This window comes from Burkholderia sp. JPY481, assembly GCF_038900515.1.
Lineage (GTDB): Bacteria > Pseudomonadota > Gammaproteobacteria > Burkholderiales > Burkholderiaceae > Paraburkholderia > Paraburkholderia youngii.
Window position 1 is genome coordinate 295,650 of sequence record NZ_JAYMRT010000008.1, and the last position, 20,445, is coordinate 316,094.

22 protein-coding genes and 1 pseudogene are annotated in these 20,445 nt (G+C 61.2%); 7 read left to right on the forward strand and 16 right to left on the reverse strand.

Annotated elements, in window-relative coordinates:
* The first annotated feature begins 4 nt into the window (after positions 1-4).
* The 3 genes from VSR82_RS21205 (at position 5) to adhP (ending at position 2,692) form a co-directional block, all read left to right on the forward strand.
* Positions 5-868, forward strand: coding sequence for a 4Fe-4S dicluster domain-containing protein (locus VSR82_RS21205; protein ID WP_368585045.1), 864 nt, complete (start codon positions 5-7; stop codon positions 866-868).
* 22 nt (positions 869-890) lie between these two features.
* On the forward strand, positions 891-1,565 hold the full coding sequence (locus tag VSR82_RS21210) for a TetR/AcrR family transcriptional regulator (protein ID WP_368585044.1): 675 nt from the start codon (positions 891-893) through the stop codon (positions 1,563-1,565).
* A 101-nt stretch (positions 1,566-1,666) separates the two neighbouring features.
* Positions 1,667-2,692 carry an alcohol dehydrogenase AdhP gene (adhP, locus tag VSR82_RS21215; protein WP_429462872.1) on the forward strand — a complete coding sequence of 342 codons (1,026 nt, stop codon included), beginning with the start codon at positions 1,667-1,669 and terminating at the stop codon, positions 2,690-2,692.
* 135 nt (positions 2,693-2,827) lie between these two features.
* Here the strand turns inward: adhP and VSR82_RS21220 are convergent.
* From VSR82_RS21220 to VSR82_RS21250, 7 genes and pseudogenes are all read right to left on the reverse strand, one after another.
* Positions 2,828-3,694: pseudogene (locus VSR82_RS21220) on the reverse strand (MFS transporter); the annotation flags it as partial.
* Between the two features lie 256 nt (positions 3,695-3,950).
* Positions 3,951-4,151, reverse strand: coding sequence for a DUF1289 domain-containing protein (locus VSR82_RS21225; RefSeq protein WP_429462871.1), 201 nt, complete (start codon positions 4,149-4,151; stop codon positions 3,951-3,953).
* A 3-nt stretch (positions 4,152-4,154) separates the two neighbouring features.
* Complete coding sequence (gene dmeF, locus VSR82_RS21230; RefSeq protein ID WP_429462870.1) at positions 4,155-5,441, reverse strand: CDF family Co(II)/Ni(II) efflux transporter DmeF; 1,287 nt, start codon at positions 5,439-5,441, stop codon at positions 4,155-4,157.
* Positions 5,442-5,448: 7 nt separating this feature from the next.
* On the reverse strand, positions 5,449-5,721 hold the full coding sequence (locus tag VSR82_RS21235) for a metal/formaldehyde-sensitive transcriptional repressor (protein ID WP_368585032.1): 273 nt from the start codon (positions 5,719-5,721) through the stop codon (positions 5,449-5,451).
* A gap of 185 nt (positions 5,722-5,906) precedes the next feature.
* Positions 5,907-6,782 carry an amidohydrolase family protein gene (locus VSR82_RS21240; protein ID WP_429462869.1) on the reverse strand — a complete coding sequence of 292 codons (876 nt, stop codon included), beginning with the start codon at positions 6,780-6,782 and terminating at the stop codon, positions 5,907-5,909.
* Positions 6,783-6,833: 51 nt separating this feature from the next.
* Positions 6,834-8,126: an MFS transporter gene (locus tag VSR82_RS21245; RefSeq protein ID WP_368585030.1), complete on the reverse strand. Its 1,293-nt coding sequence runs from the start codon at positions 8,124-8,126 to the stop codon at positions 6,834-6,836.
* 61 nt (positions 8,127-8,187) lie between these two features.
* Positions 8,188-8,910 (reverse strand): GntR family transcriptional regulator, encoded by a 723-nt coding sequence (locus VSR82_RS21250; protein WP_429462868.1) that lies wholly within the window; start codon positions 8,908-8,910, stop codon positions 8,188-8,190.
* A 179-nt stretch (positions 8,911-9,089) separates the two neighbouring features.
* Between VSR82_RS21250 and VSR82_RS21255 the strand changes: the two genes are divergently transcribed.
* Positions 9,090-10,382, forward strand: a complete 1,293-nt coding sequence (locus tag VSR82_RS21255; protein WP_410842533.1) for an MFS transporter — start codon at positions 9,090-9,092, stop codon at positions 10,380-10,382.
* Positions 10,383-10,697: 315 nt separating this feature from the next.
* On the opposite strand, the gene VSR82_RS21260 is transcribed toward VSR82_RS21255, so the two are convergent.
* The 3 genes from VSR82_RS21260 to VSR82_RS21270 all read right to left on the reverse strand — a co-directional run bounded on the left by VSR82_RS21260 (position 10,698) and on the right by VSR82_RS21270 (position 12,923).
* Positions 10,698-11,108 (reverse strand): DUF4148 domain-containing protein, encoded by a 411-nt coding sequence (locus VSR82_RS21260; protein WP_368585027.1) that lies wholly within the window; start codon positions 11,106-11,108, stop codon positions 10,698-10,700.
* A gap of 21 nt (positions 11,109-11,129) precedes the next feature.
* On the reverse strand, positions 11,130-11,336 hold the full coding sequence (locus tag VSR82_RS21265; RefSeq protein WP_368585026.1) for a hypothetical protein: 207 nt from the start codon (positions 11,334-11,336) through the stop codon (positions 11,130-11,132).
* 1,383 nt (positions 11,337-12,719) lie between these two features.
* Positions 12,720-12,923, reverse strand: coding sequence for a hypothetical protein (locus VSR82_RS21270; RefSeq protein WP_410842530.1), 204 nt, complete (start codon positions 12,921-12,923; stop codon positions 12,720-12,722).
* 77 nt (positions 12,924-13,000) lie between these two features.
* Between VSR82_RS21270 and VSR82_RS21275 the strand changes: the two genes are divergently transcribed.
* Positions 13,001-13,795 carry an SDR family NAD(P)-dependent oxidoreductase gene (locus VSR82_RS21275; protein ID WP_368585025.1) on the forward strand — a complete coding sequence of 265 codons (795 nt, stop codon included), beginning with the start codon at positions 13,001-13,003 and terminating at the stop codon, positions 13,793-13,795.
* A gap of 310 nt (positions 13,796-14,105) precedes the next feature.
* Here the strand turns inward: VSR82_RS21275 and VSR82_RS21280 are convergent, their stop codons facing one another.
* The 3 genes from VSR82_RS21280 to VSR82_RS21290 all read right to left on the reverse strand — a co-directional run bounded on the left by VSR82_RS21280 (position 14,106) and on the right by VSR82_RS21290 (position 17,026).
* Complete coding sequence (locus VSR82_RS21280) at positions 14,106-16,508, reverse strand: two-partner secretion domain-containing protein (RefSeq protein WP_429462866.1); 2,403 nt, start codon at positions 16,506-16,508, stop codon at positions 14,106-14,108.
* Positions 16,509-16,575: 67 nt separating this feature from the next.
* Positions 16,576-16,869 carry a hypothetical protein gene (locus VSR82_RS21285; RefSeq protein WP_498858039.1) on the reverse strand — a complete coding sequence of 98 codons (294 nt, stop codon included), beginning with the start codon at positions 16,867-16,869 and terminating at the stop codon, positions 16,576-16,578.
* Between the two features lies 1 nt (position 16,870).
* Positions 16,871-17,026 carry a helix-turn-helix domain-containing protein gene (locus tag VSR82_RS21290; RefSeq protein WP_368585022.1) on the reverse strand — a complete coding sequence of 52 codons (156 nt, stop codon included), beginning with the start codon at positions 17,024-17,026 and terminating at the stop codon, positions 16,871-16,873.
* Here VSR82_RS21290 and VSR82_RS21295 point away from each other — a divergent pair.
* Positions 17,009-17,254 carry a hypothetical protein gene (locus tag VSR82_RS21295; protein ID WP_429462864.1) on the forward strand — a complete coding sequence of 82 codons (246 nt, stop codon included), beginning with the start codon at positions 17,009-17,011 and terminating at the stop codon, positions 17,252-17,254. The two genes, VSR82_RS21290 and VSR82_RS21295, sit on opposite strands and share 18 nt — an antisense overlap.
* Positions 17,255-17,348: 94 nt before the next feature.
* Here VSR82_RS21295 and VSR82_RS21300 read toward each other — a convergent pair whose 3' ends face one another.
* Positions 17,349-17,666: a zinc ribbon domain-containing protein gene (locus VSR82_RS21300; protein WP_498858040.1), complete on the reverse strand. Its 318-nt coding sequence runs from the start codon at positions 17,664-17,666 to the stop codon at positions 17,349-17,351.
* Between the two features lie 152 nt (positions 17,667-17,818).
* Here VSR82_RS21300 and VSR82_RS21305 point away from each other — a divergent pair, with 152 nt between their 5' ends.
* Positions 17,819-18,268: a hypothetical protein gene (locus VSR82_RS21305; RefSeq protein ID WP_498858041.1), complete on the forward strand. Its 450-nt coding sequence runs from the start codon at positions 17,819-17,821 to the stop codon at positions 18,266-18,268.
* 371 nt (positions 18,269-18,639) lie between these two features.
* Here the strand turns inward: VSR82_RS21305 and VSR82_RS21310 are convergent, their stop codons facing one another.
* On the reverse strand, positions 18,640-19,149 hold the full coding sequence (locus VSR82_RS21310; RefSeq protein ID WP_429462861.1) for a hypothetical protein: 510 nt from the start codon (positions 19,147-19,149) through the stop codon (positions 18,640-18,642).
* 202 nt (positions 19,150-19,351) lie between these two features.
* The gene (locus VSR82_RS21315) at positions 19,352-19,624 is read right to left on the reverse strand and encodes a hypothetical protein (protein ID WP_429462860.1); all 273 of its coding nucleotides are present in this window, start codon (positions 19,622-19,624) and stop codon (positions 19,352-19,354) included.
* Between the last annotated feature and the right edge of the window lie 821 nt (positions 19,625-20,445).

Consider the following 20,445-nt stretch of genomic DNA (forward strand, 5'->3'; position numbering starts at 1 on the left):
CGCCATGAGCAAGTGGAATCTGGTTATCAAGGTCGGGCGCTGCGAGAACTGCCAGAACTGCGTGATCGCCGCGCGCGACGAGCACGTTGGCAACGAGTTTCCTGGTTACTCGGCACCGGCTTCGGCGGATGCCGAAAGCGCCATTCGCATCATGCGCCGCGTGCAAGGCGATTCGCACATGGTCGAGACGACGTACCTGCCGGTGATGTGCAACCACTGCGACGACGCACCTTGCATGCGTGTAGGCGGCGATGCCATCCGCAAGCGCGCCGACGGCATCGTCATCATTGATCCGGACAAGGCGCGGGGCAGAAAGGACCTTGTCAAGGCCTGTCCATACAAGGCGATCGTATGGAACGAGGCATTGCAACTGCCGCAGACATGGATCTTCGATGCCCATCTGCTGGATCAGGGTTGGCCGCACCCGCGATGCGAACAGGCGTGCCCAACGGGCGTTTTCGAAACCGTCAGGCTCGATGACGCCGCGATGGCAGAGAAGGCCAGACGGGAAGGACTCAAAGTTCTGGAACCGAGGTTAAAAACCAGTCCCCGCGTCTGGTACAGCGGCCTCGATCGTTGGGAGACATGCTTTATCGGCGGTAGCGTCAGCGCGCAGGTGGGGCAGGTCGTCGAGTGTGTCGCTGATGCGGCCGTTGCGTTGTACTGGTGCAATCGGAAGGTGGCCGAAACCGTCACCGACGCGTTCGGCGATTTCCGGTTCTCGCGGCTCATCAAAGATAGCGGCCATTATCGGATCGAGATTCGTCATGGCTTGGGCAATGCGTTGCGCGAATGCGTATTGGGCGAGAGCGTGTATGTCGGCGAGATCGGCCTCGTGCAGTCGACGAACGCGGTTGAGGTGGACTGATGCCGGCGGTCTGTATTCATCCATGAAGCCGGTACGCCTGACACGCGCATGCAAAAAAGAGCAGACGCGAGAGCGCCTGCTCGACGCAGCGCGCCGTTCGTTCATCGAGCGGGGCCTGGCCGCGACGAGTGTGGAACACATCGCCGAGGCGGCCGGCTACACACGCGGCGCCTTCTATTCAAACTTCAGCAGTCAGCAGGAACTGCTACTCGAATTGCTGCAACGCGATGTAGAAAAGACGTGCGCGGACTGGCAGGCGATCATCAAATCGCCTGGCGCGCCGGACCAGGAAAAGGGTCGCGCACTCGCGCGTCTGAGTTGCGCTGAATTCGACAATGATTGCTTCCCGCTGTGGGTCGAAGCGGGCCTTCTCTCGTCGCGCGATAGCACGGTTCGGGAGCGGGTCACCGGGTTGCGGCAAAGGAAGCTGGCGAAGCTGGCCGCGTGTCTGTGCGCAGGCGTGCGTCCAGGCGACGGCGGCCGGCCTGCTCAACCTGAAGCGCTCGCGGCGGCCCTCCTCAGCCTCTGCGACGGCATGCGTTTCTTCCGGCTGTGCAATCCGGAAGGAATGACGGACGATTCGATTCGAGCCATTTTGGCGGCCTTGTTTTCCTGCACTTCGTCAGGTCCGGTACTGGAGAAACTTGAGTCGCTGGATGATGTCGGTGCAACGGTCCGCTTCCACTTACGCTCTTAGATCAATACGTTAGGACGGTCGTTTACGTTGATCTATCGCAAAACACTAGCGGGCCTGGCGAGGATACTCGTGAGAATCACAAACTCACTGAGGAGCGACTGATGGCTCAATTCATGAAAGCTGCGGTAGTCCATGCCTTTGGCGAGCCGCTGCGGATAGAAGAAGTGGCGGTTCCTGCGCCCGCTGCGGGTCAGATTCTCGTCAACGTGAAGGCTTCCGGGGTCTGCCACACCGACCTTCATGCCGCCGATGGTGACTGGCCGGTCAAGCCTCGCCTGCCTTTCATCCCTGGTCACGAGGGTGTCGGACATGTCGCGGCGATTGGCGCGGGAGTCACGCACGTGAAGGAAGGCGACCGCGTTGGGGTGCCGTGGCTCTATACCGCATGCGGTCGCTGCGAATACTGTCAGACGGGCTGGGAGACGCTTTGCCACGAGCAGCAGAATACCGGCTATTCCGTGAACGGCAGCTACGCCGAATACGTGGTCGCCGATCCGGACTACGTAGGTCATCTACCGAACGGGGTCGCGTTCGACGAAATCGCGCCGATCCTCTGCGCCGGAGTCACCGTATATAAAGGCATTCGGGTCACGGACACCCGGCCCGGTCAGTGGATCGCCATCTCGGGCATCGGCGGCCTCGGTCATGTCGCGGTCCAGTACGCCGTCGCGATGGGCCTGCATGTCGTTGCCGTGGATGTCGCGCCCGACAAGCTGGAACTTGCGCGCAAACTCGGCGCGCAAATCACCATCGACGCCTCGACGTCCGATCCTGCGAGCGAGGTCCAGAAACAGATCGGTGGCGCACATGGCGTTCTCGTGACCGCTGTCTCGCGCGGCGCGTTCGCGCAAGCGCTCGGCATGGTGCGCCGCGGCGGTACCGTCGCGCTCAACGGCCTGCCGCCCGGCGACTTTCCTCTGCCGATCTTTTCAACGGTACTGAATGGCATCACGGTTCGCGGTTCCATCGTGGGCACGCGTCGCGACCTGCAGGAATCGCTCGATTTCGCGGCCGAGGGAAAAGTGCGCGCACATATCCACCATGAGCGGCTAGAGAACATTAACGAAGTGTTCACCGCATTGCGCGAAGGCAAGGTCGACGGCCGGATCGTACTCACGGAACTTTGAATGAGCCACTGCCTTGTGCCGGTATCGCGCGCCGTGCGCGTCCAGTTGACGGCTCATCGTTGACCAGACGAACGAAGGCATTGATCCATGTCAGATCGGCACGGTGCCGCACGAGTAGTCTTCACAAGTTGCACGTCAATCGGTGCGCGCGTGCGAGTCCTCCCGCGAGACAGCCGGGGCGGCTGCGCGCGCCCTCAGCCAATGTCGCGCTGAAATGGGCCGCAGACTGTGCCGGGGCAATGCAAAGCTCGCCAGCAGAGCGACCGCACATGTTCCTACGACGTAGTAGGCTGGTGCTGTCAATGATCCTGTCGCGCGAACCAGCATGGTGGCGAGCAGCGGTGCAAAGCCGCTGAATACGACCACCGAAATGTTGTACGCAAGGGCGATCCCGCTGAATCGTACCTGGACGGGGAACTGATCGGCGAGGACAGAGGGCCACGTACCGCTTGCCAGTGAAAAGACCACCGCGGCGAGAACGAATAAAACGACCGGATCGACAGTGTGATTCACAAGCGCCCAATAGAACGGGTAGCTCAGCACAATCAGCAGCGCCGCTGACGTTCGCAGCAGGTATCGGCGCGCAATCTTGTCTCCCAGCCAGCCCGCAGCGAGCAGACCGAACGAGCTGACGACCAGATAGGCATTCTGGGCGATCGCCGCCTTCTGGGGCGCATAGTGCAATTGTTGAACCAGAAAGGCCGGCATGTGACCGTAGAGGATGCCGTTGACGCCGGCCATCACAGCGATAGTGAGCGCTCCCGCGGCGACAGCTTTTCCATGATGTCGCAGCGTCTCGCGAAATGGTTGCCTGGCGACGGCGCCATGCATCTCCTTGAACTCGGGGGACTCGTCCAGATTGCGGCGCATCCAGTAGGACAAGAGCCCACAGAATCCGCCGAACAGGAACGCGATCCGCCAGCCATAGGCCGCCGCGTCCGCGCTCGAGAGGTAGCTCTGGATGCCGAGGTTGACGAAAGTGGCGAGCAGGACGCCCACGTGTTCGCTCGATCGGCAATAGCTTACATTTTGCTGGCCGCCTAAGGAGATCCGGTGGATGGAAGTTTGTATGTTCTTGCGGTATTTCTTATCGAGCTAAAGACGAGTCGAAACGTGGCTCAATGTGCCTAAAGGCGTTCGCTTATGGACCACGATACAGGCGGCGATTCTTTTCCTTTATACTTACTCCCCGCTCGAACGGCCGGAATTTGGTGTACTTCGGACATCCCAGGCAGTGCCGGGCAACAGGTCTATTCCTTCAGCTTGTCACCTTAGCGACCTGCACCTCGCGTGCGACCTTCTCCTGTCGCCGGGTCTTCTCATTGAGTATCTGATGACGCCGGTGGTCCGTCATCTTCTTCCAGCCCCGGGTTTCATCGAGCGTCCGAAAGCAGCCGATGCAAAGACCGGTCTTGCCATCGAACGCACAGACATCGATGCATGGCGATTTGACTGCCATCGCTCAGACTACGACGCCGGTCGGGTTCACTTCGATGGTCACATGCGACAGTCCCTTGAAACGCTTGAGTGCTGTGCGGTAGAAGCCCGGGTTGCGCCGCACTTCATCGGTGGCCACCGAAACGATCGCGCTCATATGCCCCGGACCGACGCGCCAGACGTGGAGGTCAAGCACGGTGTCGCCGTTGTCTTCGATGACATGACGGACGTTGTCGGTCATCCGCTTGTCCACATTCATGTCGAGCAGGATACCGCCCGTGTCGCGCATCAAGCCCCACGACCAGTTCGCAATCACCAGTGCGCCGATTACACCTGCAAGCGGGTCCATCCAGACCCAGCCGAACGCACGCGCGAGCAGCAGGCCGATGATCGCCAGCACGGAAACCGCTGCGTCGGCAATGACGTGAATGTAGGCCGAGCGGATGTTGTGGTCACGGTTCGCGGCTGACTGAGCTTCATGATCGTGCTCGTGTTCCTCGAACTCGACATGATGTTCACCATCGGGCAGCTGGACAACGGCCCTGAATGCATGCGGCTCGGGAATGTCCTCCTTGGACTCCAGATAGCCACCGCGGTCGGCAAACGCGAAGGTCTGGTGCGTGCCGTCGGGGCGGATCGTCGTTACCGAAACAGCATTGGCGTTCAGTTTTGAGGAAGCCGCTTCGGGCGTAATGCGGAAGACGGGCGGAACACCGTCTTCGAAGACCGATAGGGCGAATACGCCAGCGCTACCGAAGATGCGATGCACCTCTCCCTCGTGACTGTGTTCGTCCTCGTGACCGTGGCCATGACGGTGTCCGTGGCTATGCCCATGGCTGTGGCCGTGGTGATCGCCGCTCAGCAGCCAGACGCTCGCAAGATTGACCAGCAGTCCGAGCACGGCGATGGGGATCGCCTGACCAAACTGGATCGGCACGGGCGAGAGAAAGCGCGAAGTAGCTTCGTACGCGATCAGCAGCGCGATCATCGCGAGTACAATCGCACTGGTAAAACCCGCGAGATCTCCCAGTTTGCCGGTGCCAAATACGAAGCGGTTATCGCCAGCGTGCTTGCGGGCGTAGGTATAAGCCAAAGCGGCGATGAGCATCGCGCCAGCGTGTGTCGACATGTGCAGACCGTCGGCGACGAGCGCCAGCGAGCCAAACAGACTCCCACCGACTATTTCAGCCACCATCATCGCGCTGCACAGCGCAATCACCATCCACGTCCTGCGCTCGTTTTCCTGGTGGGCAGCGCCCAGGAAGATGTGGTCATGTCCCGCCCCGAAGGCGGCGTCTTCGAACTTGCTCATGCTTCTCTCACTTGAAGTAGCTGTGGACTACTTCGATCAATTGCTCGGTCCCGCTGCCATGTTCGTCAGCCGGTTCTGCATCGACCAGATGGGTGCGAATGTGGTCCTCAAGCACGACGGCGAGCAGCCCGTTCATCGCGCCACGGCCACTGGTAATGAGTTGGAGCACATCCATGCATCCGCGCTCTTCTTCAAGTGCCCGCTCAATGGCCTCGACCTGGCCCTTGATGCGGCGCACCCGGTTGAGCAGCTTCTGCTTTTCACGAATCGTATGGCTCACGGCAAGCCCCAAAATAGTGTAGGGGGCTATCTTACCTCATATAGGGGCGGGGGGTATAGGTTGCTCTCGAGCGAGGTATGAAGTGAGCGTTGTCTGCGCAGTGCTTTGCGCCAAAAATGTTTCAACCTGTCGGGTGAGACGTCAACCCGTCTAGCCAGTCCTGCCCTTGCAATGCGCCATGTGAATCACGCAATGTCGAACATGTAAAGTCTTGCAGGCGTGTCTGCCAGAACAACCCTGCGCTCTTCTTCAACAGGGAGCAGCGCGCGTAGAAGTTCGAGCGCGTGAGTAAAATCCTCGTCTGCTTCAAACTGCGTATGCGGCCAGTCGCTGCCCCACATAAGGCGATGCACGCCAAAAGCCGCTTTCAGAAAATGAAATGCTTCCTGCGCATCATGGTCATCCGGTCGAAACTGCCGTCGATTCCGGTACGCGGCCGAGATCTTCACCCACACACGCTGCGTGTCAGCCAGTTCAAGAAGACGGCGAAAGCCTACGTCTCTTACACCGATATCCGGATCGGGCCTGCCGAAGTGATCGACAACGACATTCATGCCAGCGTCCAGAAGCGGCTCGACGATGCCCTGCAGCCGCGCAGCTTCCGCATGCACTTCGACATGCCATTTCAGATCGCGGACATGGGCGAGCGTTTGCGCGCTCACCCATCTGTCGAGCGGCTGATCGGCATGTCCGATCAGGTTCAGCCGAATCCCTGCAATGCCCGCATTCGCCATCTCCGTCAGCGTGTCGATCCGACAATCACGCTCGATCACGGCGACACCGCGTAGCCGCTGCGGCGCGCGGCGCAACGCATCGAGCATATAGCTGCAATCTGTGCCGAGAAAGCTGGGCTGCACAAGCACGCCGTGCGATACGCCGTGCGTGTCCAGTTGGGCAAGGTATGCGTCGAGCGTGGCGTCGTAGTCGGGCACGTAGCGACGCTTTTCGGCGAGCGGCAGGCCGCGCTCGAATACGTGAGCATGAGTATCGACAGATGCAATGTGGGCTGGACGATACACAGTCTGCCGGTGGCTCCCCTGTATCCCCGACTTCTCGATCATGGACGTTCCTTCATCACCATTCTTGCTGGATTGCGGCGAGTGTCTCGCGCGTCAATGCCTTTGCGCGTGAGAAAGCGCGCCTGTGTGTTCGGGCTCGAGCGTGGCTTCGTCCAGCATGCGGCCGCGTGTCTCGGGCAACATCAGCACGGACAGAACGACCAGTGCGTATGCGAGTCCCGCATCGATGCCGATCGCCGTTCCAAGCGACATGGTCGCGGACATGTGCCCGACGAGCACCGGAAATCCCGCCGACACGACGCGGCCGAAGTTGTAGCAAAACCCGACGCCAGTGCCACGCATCCCGCGCGGATACAGCTCGTTGAACAGCGCGCCCATGCTTGCCGGAATGCCCGCTGCAAAAAAGCCTAGCGGAAAACCGAAGAACAGCATCGCGGTATTGCCGAGCGGTAGGAACAGATAGGCGATCACCGTTATCACGCAGCAGATCGCAAACGTGAGTATGGTCTTGCGGCGTCCGATGCGATCCAGCAGCTGCGCACTCACGAGGCACCCGCAAAAGAACGCGACGATCACGACGGCGAGGTAGCCGCCCGTACTCAAGACCGACAGATGGCGCTCGCTTTTCAGAAACGTCGGCAGCCAGGTCATCAGCGCGTAGTAGCCGCCATGCGCACCAACGCCGAGCAGTGCGCCGATGAGCGTCATGCGGAGCACTTGCGGAGAAAAGATGCCGACGACAAGGCCAGGCGTCGGCTGCTGACGCGCGCGCGCATCGCGCGTTGCGCGGGCCGGCGCGGCAGGCTCCTGCACGCCGCGTCGGACGTACAGAATCAGAAGCGCCGGAACGATGCCAACCCCGAACATCACGCGCCACGCGGTATCCGCAGGCAGCAGCGAGAACATCAGTGCATACAGCAGCACCGCTGCACCCCAGCCGACCGCCCATGCGCTCTGCACGCTGCCCATCGCCTTGCCGCGATGCTCACTGCGGATGGTCTCGGCCATCAGCACGGCGCCCGCCGCCCATTCTCCGCCGAAGCCGAACCCCTGCAGTGTCTTCAGCACGAGGAACTGTGGATAGTTCTGCGCGAACGCGCACAGGAACGTGAACACGGAAAAACACGCGACGGTCCATTGCAGCGTCTTTACGCGCCCCAGCCGGTCCGACATCATGCCCGCGATCCAGCCACCCAGCGCCGACGCCACCAGCGTGACGCCGCTGACGAGCCCCGCTTGCGTGCGGCTGATCGACCACTCGGCGATGATCGCCGGAATCACGAGGCTGAACATCTGCACATCGAGCGAATCAAGCGCCCATCCGCCGAAGCACGCCCAGAACGTCCGACGCTCATTGCCTGAAATCTGGCTGAACCACTTGAACATTGCTGTCTCCCAGGTCGTCGTTCCTGGGTGGGAACAACTTGTTTGTGACGGCGCGCGATCGCTAGCGGATCTCGGCCTGATAGATGAATTCGCTGGCAGGCCCGCGTGAGCGGCGCCATTCGAGCGGCTGTCTGTCGTAGCCGTATGCAAGACGCTCGATGACGACGGCGGGCGTGCCCGGCTCGATGCGTAACAGCCGTGCATGCAACGGGCCAATGGCTTCGACTGTCAGAGTTTCCGTGGCAGACGCCACGACCTGATTGCATTGCGCCTCGTACACGGGGTACAGCAAGTCACCGACTTCATTCAGGTCCATCTGCGCAAACGCCGCAAACCGGACATAGGGCAGCCAGATTTCTTCAGCGAGCATCGGCACGCCGTCGATCAGCCGCAGGCGAGTCATCTGGATCACACGCGCGGTACTCGAAATCTGCAAGATCGCGGCGACAGCCGACGGCGCATCGACGACCTCGCGTCGCAAGATGCGGCTCTCCGGAATGCGTCGTTCGCCTTGCCGTGTCTGGAAACGGAAGAAACGAAACAGGGAGCTGTCGAAGCTCGCGCGGCGCACGAACGTCCCTCTGCCCTGAAAGCGTTCCAGCAGGCCTTCCGCGACGAGCAGATCGACAGCCTTACGGACCGTCCCGACCGCCACGTCGTAGCTTTTGGCGAGCGCCTGCTCGGTAGGGATCGCTTCACCCGGCCGCCAATGGCGAGCCGCGATCAGAGCGACCATTTCGTCGCGCAAACGCTGGTAACGGGGCAACCGGTCATCGGCAGGCATCGTAGTCTCCGTTCAATTCATCTATATGATTTCACGATCAAGGCTAACCGCAGATCAGTGATAACCCTAAATGTGCCATGAAATCTAGCCAGAACGGGTTTCTACCCATTGTCGAGAAAACGGATTCGCCTAAACATATATATGAATCATTTGAACGGAGATTGATTGTGAGCCAAACCATGATTGCCGAGCAGGCTGTCGTGAAAAAGGTCGCCTGGCGGCTCATGCCGCTGTTGATCGTGATGTTCCTGATCGCCTTTATCGACCGGCAGAACGTCGGCTTTGCCAAGCTGCAGATGGTGCATGCACTGGGAATGTCGGAGGCGTCATATGGTCTGGGCGCGTCGCTCTTCTTTATCGGCTACCTGCTGTTCGAGGTGCCGAGCACGCTTGCGCTGCATCGTTTCGGCGCTCGCCTTTGGCTCGCACGCATCATGGCAACCTGGGGCGCCATTACCGTGGCGATGGCATTCACACATTCAACGGGACTCTTCTATGTGTTCCGGTTCGCACTGGGTGTCGCCGAAGCGGGCTTCTATCCGGGCGTCATCTTCTATTTGACGCTCTGGTTTCCGCAGAGTCATCGCACACGCATGCTCGGCTTCTTCACGCTCGGCAGCGCGCTCGCCAACATGCTCGGCTCACTCGCGGGCGGCTTGCTGTTGTCGCTGGACGGCAACCTGGGTCTCGCCGGCTGGCAGTGGGTGTTCGTGGCAACCGGGATACCTGCTGTCCTCGTCGCACTCGTTGCGTTGCGCTTTCTGCCTGAGTCCGTCGAACGCGCCCCGTTCCTGTCGAACGAAGAAAAAGCCCTGATGATCGCGGCGCTGCGGCGCGAGGCGCCGGCGCAAGCGACCGCCGGGCATCCGTGGCGGGCGCTCGTCGACAAACGCGTGCTGATGTTCGCGTGCGGCTACATGCTGATGTCCACCTCGCTCTACGGCGTGACGTACTGGTTGCCCACGCTGCTGAAAAGCGGCGGCGTCTCCCATTCGTCGCTCAATGGTCTGCTCAACATGATTCCGTGGATGCTCTCCGCGCTGCTTCTTCTGTGGCTGCCCGCGAAGCTGAAACGCGAGGGTGTGGTGCTCCGCTCGATGGCGTTGGTTGCGGGCGTCGGCGTGATCGGCTTCGCGCTAAGTCTCGTGCTGCCGGGCCTGCCGCTGCAATTTGCCGCGCTCGTGCTGGGCGGCGCATGCATTCCCCTGCTTTATCCATGCTTCTGGTCGCTGCCCCCGCGATACTTCACGGGCGCCCGCGCTGCAGCCAGCATCGCGGCGATCAATTCGATTGGCAATCTCGGAGGCTTCTTCGCGCAGAACCTGATGCCTTACATAGGAAAGGTCGCGGGCAACGCAAGCGCTCCGATGCTCGTGCCCGTCGTCTGCCTGGCGTTGCTTGGCCTGGGCATGTCCATCGCGTCGGCGCGAACCAAAGCGGGCGAGCGCGTGCGGATAGCGGCGCGGCAGTAACCACCTTGCGACGCTCGTGCTGGATGGTGGCATGGCGTGCGTCGCTCATAGCGTCGACGGTGGGGTCAGCAACACGAGAAAAAATCCGCATGAATGCCGACATGTTGTCGGGATGATCCCAACCGCGACGGTCTGGTGCCGAGTGCGAAGCCGACGCTTGAATGGCGATCTGCGCGTCGGAGGCTGTCCACTTTTTGCGGACCGTTCAGGGTCGAATCGAGCTGGTCGCTGTCGGACTCCGTGAAGCCATGACGCGCCGACGATCCAGGCACGTTACCCGGATCGTCGGCGCGGTGTCGGGCGGCCCGTCAGCGGTCAATTACCGAAGAAAAGGTTGCAATAACTTGCGGGACCAACGCACGAAGATGGCGAGGGCTTCGACACCTGCGGGACGCTACCGGAAGCTGAGGTGCCAACGGTCGTTCCGCCAACGTCATTGCTGCCCTCCTGCTGGCTTGCCTGTGCAGCGGCGTTGGTCGTTGCGACGCCAATGTCACTGTTGGCCGGCTGCTGGCTGTCCTGTGCAGCGATCTTCGCTTCGGCGGCCTGAATGTCCGCGGGATACTGGGCATCGAGCGCGTTGGCCGGGTTATAGCCATTCTGCTCAAGCTGCAGAATCTCCGCCTTGACCTGCGCGCGCGTGACCGGCTGCTCCGATTGTGCGAAAGACATGCCCGGCGCAGCGATCGCGGCCGCAAGTGCAACTGCCTGGATAAGCGACTTCATGATGCACCTCCTCATAGTTGTCTATCGGGCACCGCGGCGATACGGGTGCACATAGACGATGTCCAGAAAATCAAGAACGTCCGTTGTCACGAAAGGCCCCGGCTCGGCGTTAATGACGAACATCGGCTCTGGCGGCCAGGCGTGTGCCGGACCGATGTAATTCGCCAGACCGACGCCCAGCATCACCGCGACGAATGTGACCGCACCGACAGGTTTGAACTTGCGCATACGACCTCCTCACGAAAGCACGATCACCGCTCTCAGCCGCAGGGTGCTTCGGAAAGACCGGATCGGCGTGCCAGCCTTCTTCGAGTGCTGCCTCGGGCGCATCAACCTCCTCGATACATGGGATCGATGGAGTCGCCGCCGGGAACGCGTTTGCCGGACTGCGACGGGGTTGGCACGCCGCCGTTGACGCCGCCATTCTTCTTGTGAACCACGCTGGCGTGGTGCAACGGCATCGATTGGCCGCTTTGCGCGTCTGTCGCTCCGCTGCCGGAGCGGCAAGGTACGTACGCCCCTGCGAAAGCAGGCGCGGTCAGCGATGCTGAGCATGCGACCAAAAGGTAAGCGACAGTTTTCGCAACTGCGTGGTTAGGCGAATTCATGATGACCTCCTCATAGTGGTCTATCCGGCACTGCGGCAATCCGGGTGCCCCTACGCGATAGACGACAGACGATGCCAAAAAATTTAACAACCTGTGCCACGAGGACAAGCCCCGGCGCGGCGTTACGGACGAAAAACCGGACAGGTCGGGGCCAGTATGATTTCCGAGCCTCGCTGCCGCTGTATCACTTTGGTAATAGGCGGCAATGGAGAGACTGGCGCGGTGGTGCGCGAGTGTCTCGCAACAGCTCTCATGAAAACCAGTCGGACGCCGCTGCCACCCTACACGAGCCTTAGCAACTCGGCCCGTCAGCTGCTTTGCGGTACGAAATACGCTGTCGGGCGGTCCGGAAGTTCCACCATCGGCCGTGATGTCGGCGATGCATCCATAGTCACTCGGCGCACGCCCCAAGGCGCTCGCTGAAGGACCCGCAATTGCCGGTGTGAAAGGCTATCCCGCGAGCACCGTTCTGCCGTCGCGATTACCGTCGTGCTCCAGGCCCGGGAGAGCGGATCGTGTTTCGCGATATGTGGTCACGTATGCGATGCCCACGGCTGGGTTGATCGGGAAGTCGTTCAACTGTCGGCCACCGGTGATGATGCACGCGCAAACCTGACGGTACGGCGGGCAGTTGCACCCGGGAAGCAGTCATTGAACTTGCGCCTGTCCGAAAGGCAGCTGTAGGCCGGGCTGCCATAAGAAACCTTGCATGGCGCACCGCCGGTTTCGTCGTCGCACAGCATGTTCGCATGTGATTCGTCCGTCGAGTTGTACTTCCCCCAAACCGCGATCTTCCCGTTTCCTGATTTGGGCGTAAAATCCAAGCCGCCGCCTGGTGCCGACCCGGTGCCTGGAACCAGAAGTTCTACTGGCTAATGGAGCGCGACGAATACGCCGAAAAGCAGTCGCCTCAGCCCAACGCATTGGTGCAAGGCAGGCGATGGGTATGCCAACGTGAAGCTCAAGAACCCTGGATGTGCGACCTCGACGACCAAGTCCAGCGTCACCAGGCCATTGCGGCCACGTCCCGGAACTGGTCAAGCGTGGCCCACTTCCCGTTCGGCAGCGCCTCCGAAGTGTCGCCCAGATCATCGGCAGCAGAAAAGAACGCCGCCGTGCCATCGAGCGCGACGTCGCACGGCGGTGCATCGAAGACCACGTGATTGATCTGCTTAACATCGAGGCGTTCTGTCAGTACCTCGTGCACGGCGTGATCCTGCTCGCGGTGCTGCTCGATCGATTAAAAAAATCGCGGTGTACGCGATTCATCAATACGGAAAGTGAATGGCAACTTCTATCGAAAAATCTTCTGGACAAGCACGTTACGCGAGCTATCCCAGCCTGGTCGACCGGGTTGTGCTCATCACGGGCGGCGCGAGTGGCATTGGCGCTTCGTTCGTTGAGCACTTCGTTGCGCAAGGCGCACGTGTGGGCTTTCTCGACATCGACATGAACGCGGGAACAGCTCTTGCCAAATCGCTCGGTGACGCGCGCCATAAACCGCTCTTCGTCGCTTGCGACGTCACCGACATTCCCGCGTTGCACGCGGCCATCGACGAGGTGCGGGCCGCATTCGGACCGATCGAGGTGCTCGTGAACAACGCGGCGAACGATCGCCGCCACGCGCTCGCCGACGTTACGCCCGAGTCGTTCGATGCAGGCGTTGCAGTCAATGTGCGGCATCAGTTGTTCGCAGCGCAGGCCGTGGTCGAGGATATGAAGGCCGCACGCGCGGGGTCGATCATTAATCTCGGCTCGCATTGCTGGATGCTCAAGAGCAGCCAGTTCCCGGTTTACGCAATGAGCAAGGCGGCCGTACAGGGCCTGACGCGCGGGCTCGCCAAGGACCTCGGCGCGTATGGGATCCGCGTGAACACGCTCGTGCCGGGCTGGGTGTTGACCGAGAAACAACGCAACCTGTGGCTCACCGACGAAGGCCGCGAAGAGATACGGCGCGGCCAGTGTATCGACGAGGAAATGGAGCCCGGCGATCTCGCGCGCATGGCGCTCTTCCTCGCGGCCGACGACAGCCGCATGATCACGGCGGAGGATGTCATGGTGACGGGTGGCTGGTCTTAAGGCCGATTCTCGCCCGGCGGTTTCGCCCATTCTCATCTGACTTCGATCCCGTGAACGTTGGTCGGCGACATTCACAAACAGGTGCCGGATCAACGTCGGCCTTTGGAAAATTGAAGCGGTCTTCCCGACCCAATTCAGCCAGTGGTCCGGGTGCGACCTGGGCGGCTCGTTTCCAAGCACAGCGGACATTCGTGAGGCGAAAACGTTGGCGTGTTCGAGCTTTTTTGGACGCGTGCCTTGGCAACTTCGTGGGCAAGATCGTCCCGCGTCGAAAGCTCGCTGACAGCCCTACTGACTGGCTGCGCGTATGTCATTGCGCCAGTTGCCAGCGCAGCACCGGATGCGTCGCGCCGGCAGGCATCGCCCACACGCCGGGCGCACTGAAGTCATACCCCACGAACGAGGCGGCCGTGCTCATCTGAGCCGTGGTCAACCCGTTTGCTGCGGGGATCTGTTCGCCGTACTTGACGCCGATCGTAGCAGCCGTGGTGTGGACGTCCCAATACACATCGTTCGAGATCGTGCCTGTATTAGTCCGCGCGATGCCGATGGGTTCGTAGAGCGGCTGCGTCACGAGGCCGGTTGCGAATGACTGGGTGATCGTTCCTTCGTTCGTGACGACGAGTCCGGCGCCGCCGCACGGCGTACCGGATGCGCCTCGGCAATAGCCCTGAAGCGTTGTCGAGCCGGTTGCATAAGACTGGTTGATCGTGCCGCTGTTATCACCGACAAGGCCGCCGCCGCCTTGATTGATATAGCTCAGCGATACGATGGGCCCCGTAGCAAACGACTGATTGATCAGGCCCGTATTCGCGCCCACCAGACCGCCGAGCACATTACCCGCGGTCACAGCGGCGCTGCTCGAAGAACGCAGGATCGATCCCGTGTTGATGCCCACAAGCCCACCCGCTGTCGAATAGTCGGGCGAAGAAGCCGCCTCGGGTCCGCTGCTGATCACCGTGCCGGACGTGTTCACTCCGACTACGCTGCCGTTGTTCATGCCTGCCAGGATGCCAATGGGCCCGACGAATCCGATAGCAACGCTCTCCGTGCCAGAAATATTTACGTTGCGCACGACACCCTGGGCGCCGATTTCTCCGAACATGCCGCCCAACGGCGCAAGCGTAAGCGAGCTGATCGAATCGCCTTGTCCGTCAAATTGACCAGTGAAAGGCGTATTGGCGTTGCCAATTGAGAAGAAGGGGCTGTTGCTCGTCGCGCTCGCATCGATGTTCCTGCCGAGCGCGTAGTTACCGGTGAGATCGTTGGCGACGTTCGCCAGATCGGTCAGCGAGTTCACCAGCCTGTACGCGGTGAGCTGCGTAACAAGGCCGCTGAATGCGACGGGCGTCCATGCCGGGTTGCTCAGTTGGGTACCGGCAACGTAGGTGCCGTTCATGTCGTAGAAAGCGCTCAGCGCACCGGTACTCTTCGACCAGTCGAGCGTGCCGTTGTTGACGACGCCGCCGCCGTTGTTGATGCCGGTTGCGTCGGCGCGCAAGCTCAGATTGCCCGCGCCATTGTTCGCGATCGTCGCGTTGCTCCCGACCGACACGTTGCGGTAAGCGTCGAGCGTCAGCGAAGCGGGGCCGCGCCAGTTCAGGTTCGATGCGATGTCGATGTCGCCCGTCGCGTTCATCGCGCCTGTCGTGGTCACACCGACAGAGGTGCCCGCATTCAGGCTGCGGCGCAGTGCGCGTGCAGCGGATTTGTCGATCGTGAACGCGGGCGTCGAGAGATTCCATTCGCCCGCCTGGACGGAGGCCCTGGCGCCGAACGCCAGTTGCGCCGCGTCAGTGTCGACCGTGCCGCCGCTGGCGTCCGCGTTGGTGGCCGCGATCACGCCCGACTGCTCCACACGGCCGCTGTCAGCGACGAGCCAAACATGGCCGTCGCGATTCGCTGTGCCCGTCGCGCGGACCCGCGTGCCAGCGCCGGCGAGCGCATATACATTGCCGTCGGCGGCCTGCAGGCTGATCTGCGCGGCGACGACGCGCCCTCTGTTGACGACCGTCCCCTGGCTGCCCGTCTGCACGAACACCTGTTTGCTGCTGGTCGAGTCCTGCAACAGCACCTGTTCGCCGGCGGCCAGTTCGACCGTGCCGTTCGGCGCTTTGATCGTGCCCATATTGATGACCGCGCCTCGCGCGATCAGGAAGACATCGGCGCCGCTGGAACTGATTTTGCCGAGGTTGATCACGCGCGCATTTGAATCGCCCGACAGCGTGAGTGGGTCGCCTTTCATGAAAGCACAGTTGCAGACATCGAGCGTGGACGCGACGAACCGTCCACCCGTTGTGACGACGCCCGACGGGCCAACGACGATGCCCTGCGGATTGACCAGATATACGCTGCCCGTTGCGCTGAGTCTACCGAGGATCGTCGACGGCGAGCCGCCCGTGACCCGGTTCAAGGTCGCGCCCGAGCCATTGTCGAAGCTCACGCGGTTCTGGGCTCCGACAGAGAAGCTGCCCCAGTCGATCACGCCGCGCGTCGAACCCGGCTGCGTGACCAGCAGCGCGTTACCCTGACTTGAGATGGCGCCGGCCCCGGCGACGTACTGGCCGCCTTGCGGAAGAACACCCGCGGCAAGCGCAGCATGGGTAAACGGCGGTCCGGTGAGCGTGATACCGACAGCTAGCCAGATGCGCCTGCTCAACGGCCAACGATGCGGTGCGGGTCGCACGGGCCGAGGCAAGTTGGGACGTGACATACATTTCCCCTCTCCGCGTGGGGGCGGAATGGGCCACCAACGACCCGCGGGGCCGACCGGAGCCGCGCTAGTCGCTGTGTCTGAAGAATAGCTGCTGGCGTCGCGGATGCATGCCGATATCTCTACGTTTTGCGCCTTTTCCGCCTTCGGTGCAATCGTGGCCGTTGTGGTTCGGCGGCTCTCCCGTTGCGTGCACAAGCGTGACGGGCCTTCGTCTGTTCAAGCCCGGCGGGAAAATGGCAGAACCACGCGCGCAGGATGCCTGTTCGACCAGTTTCATCACGTCGGCGACCGAGCGCTTCTCCGAAACAACGACTGGCAGGACCTCGTCCTGATTCTCTTTCGAGAGTGCCGCCAGCAATTTAGCGTCGAGCGATGTTGATTTTCCGCTCGCTCAGCGCGTCGAGCACCGCCTTCGAACAGTTCAGCAGCGCAACGCAGCTGTCCAGTGTCGAGCGTGACCATCCGAGGAGCTTGGCAGTCACGTCGCGGTCGCCGCCGTGCAGTTCGAGCAGCAACTCGGCTGTATCGACGGCTTCTTCGGCAGGAGACAGTTTGTCGCGCTGGATGTTTTCGGTGAGCGCAATACGGCGCGCTTCGAGGTCGTCGACGTCCTTTACGACAATGGACGCCGCGAATGGAAGCGTTGCATCTCAATCGCGAAGAACGGGCTCGGGAAGAGATTGAGCGGGCGTATCAGCTCTTCAGCGATGACAGTGAAGCGCCCAGGCGCTTTCCGTCGATGAAGAAAGGGAACGGCGCGAACGGCTGCTGTTTGACATACTTCTCGCGCCCTGGAGGATGAGGATTCTTACGGGTGCGCGAGCACCTTCGGTGAGTTCATGCTTCGGCGGGTGGCCCGACTGCGGGATCCCTCCACAGGTAATTACGGCGTGTCACGCCGCTACAAACATTGAGCGCACCGACGTGATTGGCGTTCGCTGCGAGGCCGCACTCAACGCAGGCAAACAACGCTTGAGTCTTGCGACTCTCGGCCGACTGGTGGCCGCCACACGGACACGTCAGACTTGTATTCCTTAGGTAAACGGCGACGAAGAAGCCGCCGCGCCACGTCTTCTTGTATTCCAACCGGCGACGAAACTCGCCCCGGCCTTGGTCATGCAGGGACCTGCTGCCATGTACCGTCGCCATGGTCATTCATTTCGGCATAATTTCGGCGTTTATTCGGCGTACCTTCGTGCGACCCGATTCCCCCGCCCCTATGCTGATTTAACGAATAGCAGCCACTGAAACGGCTCCGCTAACGGAGCCGGCGCCCCCTTCAGCTCGGCAGCGCGGAGGTGCTCGACATGAAAATGCCTCAGATCAAACCCGGAGCGTTTGCCTTCGTGGTGTTCATCGCGCTTGAAGCGGCATGCCGCGTAGGCGTGGCTGCGTCGTCTACGGAGCGTGTCGCCGCAGCTGCGGATGAATCGGTGACGGCGAACCTGGACTTCCGTGGCACCCGACCAATGGACGTCGACGGACGGCCACTTACGCTCACGCTACGAAGCCCGTCGGGCGGTACGTCGCGGCTCACGTACGTTAGCGAGGACGGTTGGTCGCTTGAAGATCAAGCCGCGCCATTGAAGCAGGGCGAAGCGCGAATCGCTTCCGCATCGACGCAGGGAAAACAGGAGGTGTCAGGATCCGAACGGCCCTTAACCGTTTTCATCGATGGTCCAACGGGCTTCACGTACGTCTGGCTGGCCGATCAGGGATGGAGGTTCGTCGGCCGATTGTCCGATCGGAACCGATGATCGCCGGTGCAGCCTTCAACGCACCGCGAGACTCGTGGGGAGATGATGAATCTTTCAAGCTCGGTATGTCCTACAACGACTGGACCACCCGCAGATGTTTGCAGCGTCGATAATGCCCCGCGAACTCAACCCGATCTGGCTGACGGGGAAAAATGCCTGATACAACGCGTGACCCCAGACAGACGCACCTCCAGCTTAACCCAGCTCCGATGTGTGCAAATTGCATGAAGCCTAGCGCAACTTTCGCATGCTCGAGCTTTCTCTGGGGCCCAAAGAAGCCGGTCACAGGCATGCTGACTGAGACAAACTTCTCGCGAGCCGGGCGTGCGAATACACGCGATCCGGAAGTTGATAAATTGCGAGGGCGAGATTCACGGAATGCGATAGTGGCCAGTTTTCTTGCCGATGTAGTTATAGCTGCCTTTGTCGGCGGGCAGGAACGCGACCAGTTCCCAATCCAACTGTCCTTCTAGTCCCTTGTACTTCCCGGTGCCCGACGCGAGGGTTCCTTTGCCGGCCGCTCTAGGGCCCGGCTTGACGATGGATTCGACAAACTTATCTCCGTCCTTGTCCGTGTAAATGCAGTAGCCATTCGATGCGCCCTTGGAATAGCCGACGGTGATGCATTTGGCTGAAACGCTCTGGAACAGGGGCACGGAAGGATTGCTTGGGACGAGAATGGTGTCCTCGAAAAACATGACGGCGTCGTCGCCCTCCATGGGCATGCTCTTCGTGACCGAGCCAACGCCGTAGTATGTGGCTTCGAAGCTGCCTTGTTTCGGTATGCCCTGAGCGCTCACGAGCGTCGGGACGCACATGCCGCAGACGATGGCATTGGCTACGATGGTCTGAGAAAAGTTGAAAGTCGTTTTTACATTCATGATGTCACCCTCTCAATGAAAGCCGGCTACCCCGCGAGAGAGCCGTGGGAAAGTTCGCTCCAGCTCTACTGGAATAGCCTATCCCGGTATCCGCGGCACCCGGCCGGCGCGCATCCAATTTGGGATTCCTATGCCGGCGGTCGATAGGCCGGATCCGCAGCCTCGAAAAACGGATTGGCGTCTACGGCCCGCGCGGCCAGCATCATTTGGCGCCTTCGTACAGGCCCCGGATGCGCTTAGCTTCGCCATTGCGTTCCGAGTCAAGGAGCTCGCGATAGACCTGATCGCGGGTTTTGCCGATGGGAGCACCCGTTGCGGTCTGCGGCGCGAGAGATCCGCCGACTGCCTGCAGCGCGTTCTGGTCGACGGGCTGTGGCGGATCGATCGGGTTTTGGGTTTGCGCGTGAGCGGCCGCGCCGACGAACGCGAAGGCGACGGCCGCGGCGACGGTCGCCGCGATTCTGGTCTGCTTCATTTCACTTCTCCGGGATAGCGGATCCGTATGGCGGCCGCGGCTCGGCTGCCCGGCCCACCGGTCGGGGCGCGTGTTGCCGATCCGTCATACGTGAACGGTTTCTATTGCCATAGAGACCACTGGGGCTGGTTAGCCCGGTGCGCAAAGGAGGGCGCACATTTAATACCGCAAATCACCTTCCTATGAATCAGGACATTCTGGGCGTCCGGCACTCCCATTTAGGAGGGATGTGATAGGAGGCGGCCATGACGCTCGGGAGCGTACGCTGGGCTGGCACACAGATCGTCGATATCGACAATCGAACAGTTGTGAAGCCCGTTGCAACGAATCGCGCCTGATAGCGGAATACGCGACTTCGTTGGCAACACCAGCATAGGTAGGGCGGCATCGGATTGCACGACGGTATGCCGAATAAATGCCGAAAATTCTCCGAAAGATTTGACCACTGCGGCGTCAGGAGCTGTTGCTGGATCCTGGCAGCACGACGAGTTGCGTCGCCTGAAGGTGCGCGACATTCATGCGCGCGGGGCTACATCTGCGTGTGGACGGTCGGGTGGACAAGACATGCTATTTGCCGCTTCGCCCGGATGGAACGGCCGTTCGCAGGCGCGCAACCGTCGCCTGAACGTCTGAACGTCAGTAACGGCGAATTGCGCTTCGTGCCCGATCACCGCCCGACGCTGATGTCGCTTCTCGTTAAGCGTTGTTCGACGCCTGCCCATGTCTGCTGCCGCGTGAGTAAGCGACGGCGTATGCGGGCAGGCGTTGGACAACGCTCGAGGGAGGAAACCGCGGGGTGTACCGAGGCGGTTATGGGGATT

Excerpts from the sequence above, each read along its gene's own strand:
- VSR82_RS21245 (WP_368585030.1), bottom strand. The coding sequence starts at position 8,126 with ATGTTCAAGTGGTTCAGCCAGATTTCAGGCAATGAGCGTCGGACGTTC.
- VSR82_RS21205 (WP_368585045.1), top strand. The coding sequence starts at position 5 with ATGAGCAAGTGGAATCTGGTTATCAAGGTCGGGCGCTGCGAGAACTGC.
- VSR82_RS21265 (WP_368585026.1), bottom strand. The coding sequence starts at position 11,336 with ATGCGCAAGTTCAAACCTGTCGGTGCGGTCACATTCGTCGCGGTGATG.
- VSR82_RS21300 (WP_498858040.1), bottom strand. The coding sequence starts at position 17,666 with ATGACCATGGCGACGGTACATGGCAGCAGGTCCCTGCATGACCAAGGC.
- VSR82_RS21275 (WP_368585025.1), top strand. The coding sequence starts at position 13,001 with ATGGCAACTTCTATCGAAAAATCTTCTGGACAAGCACGTTACGCGAGC.
- VSR82_RS21310 (WP_429462861.1), bottom strand. The coding sequence starts at position 19,149 with ATGAATGTAAAAACGACTTTCAACTTTTCTCAGACCATCGTAGCCAAT.
- VSR82_RS21255 (WP_410842533.1), top strand. The coding sequence starts at position 9,090 with ATGATTGCCGAGCAGGCTGTCGTGAAAAAGGTCGCCTGGCGGCTCATG.
- dmeF (WP_429462870.1), bottom strand. The coding sequence starts at position 5,441 with ATGAGCAAGTTCGAAGACGCCGCCTTCGGGGCGGGACATGACCACATC.
- VSR82_RS21210 (WP_368585044.1), top strand. The coding sequence starts at position 891 with ATGAAGCCGGTACGCCTGACACGCGCATGCAAAAAAGAGCAGACGCGA.
- VSR82_RS21305 (WP_498858041.1), top strand. The coding sequence starts at position 17,819 with ATGAAAATGCCTCAGATCAAACCCGGAGCGTTTGCCTTCGTGGTGTTC.
- VSR82_RS21280 (WP_429462866.1), bottom strand. The coding sequence starts at position 16,508 with ATGTCACGTCCCAACTTGCCTCGGCCCGTGCGACCCGCACCGCATCGT.
- VSR82_RS21225 (WP_429462871.1), bottom strand. The coding sequence starts at position 4,151 with ATGGCAGTCAAATCGCCATGCATCGATGTCTGTGCGTTCGATGGCAAG.
- VSR82_RS21260 (WP_368585027.1), bottom strand. The coding sequence starts at position 11,108 with ATGAAGTCGCTTATCCAGGCAGTTGCACTTGCGGCCGCGATCGCTGCG.
- VSR82_RS21315 (WP_429462860.1), bottom strand. The coding sequence starts at position 19,624 with ATGAAGCAGACCAGAATCGCGGCGACCGTCGCCGCGGCCGTCGCCTTC.
- VSR82_RS21250 (WP_429462868.1), bottom strand. The coding sequence starts at position 8,910 with ATGCCTGCCGATGACCGGTTGCCCCGTTACCAGCGTTTGCGCGACGAA.
- VSR82_RS21240 (WP_429462869.1), bottom strand. The coding sequence starts at position 6,782 with ATGATCGAGAAGTCGGGGATACAGGGGAGCCACCGGCAGACTGTGTAT.
- adhP (WP_429462872.1), top strand. The coding sequence starts at position 1,667 with ATGGCTCAATTCATGAAAGCTGCGGTAGTCCATGCCTTTGGCGAGCCG.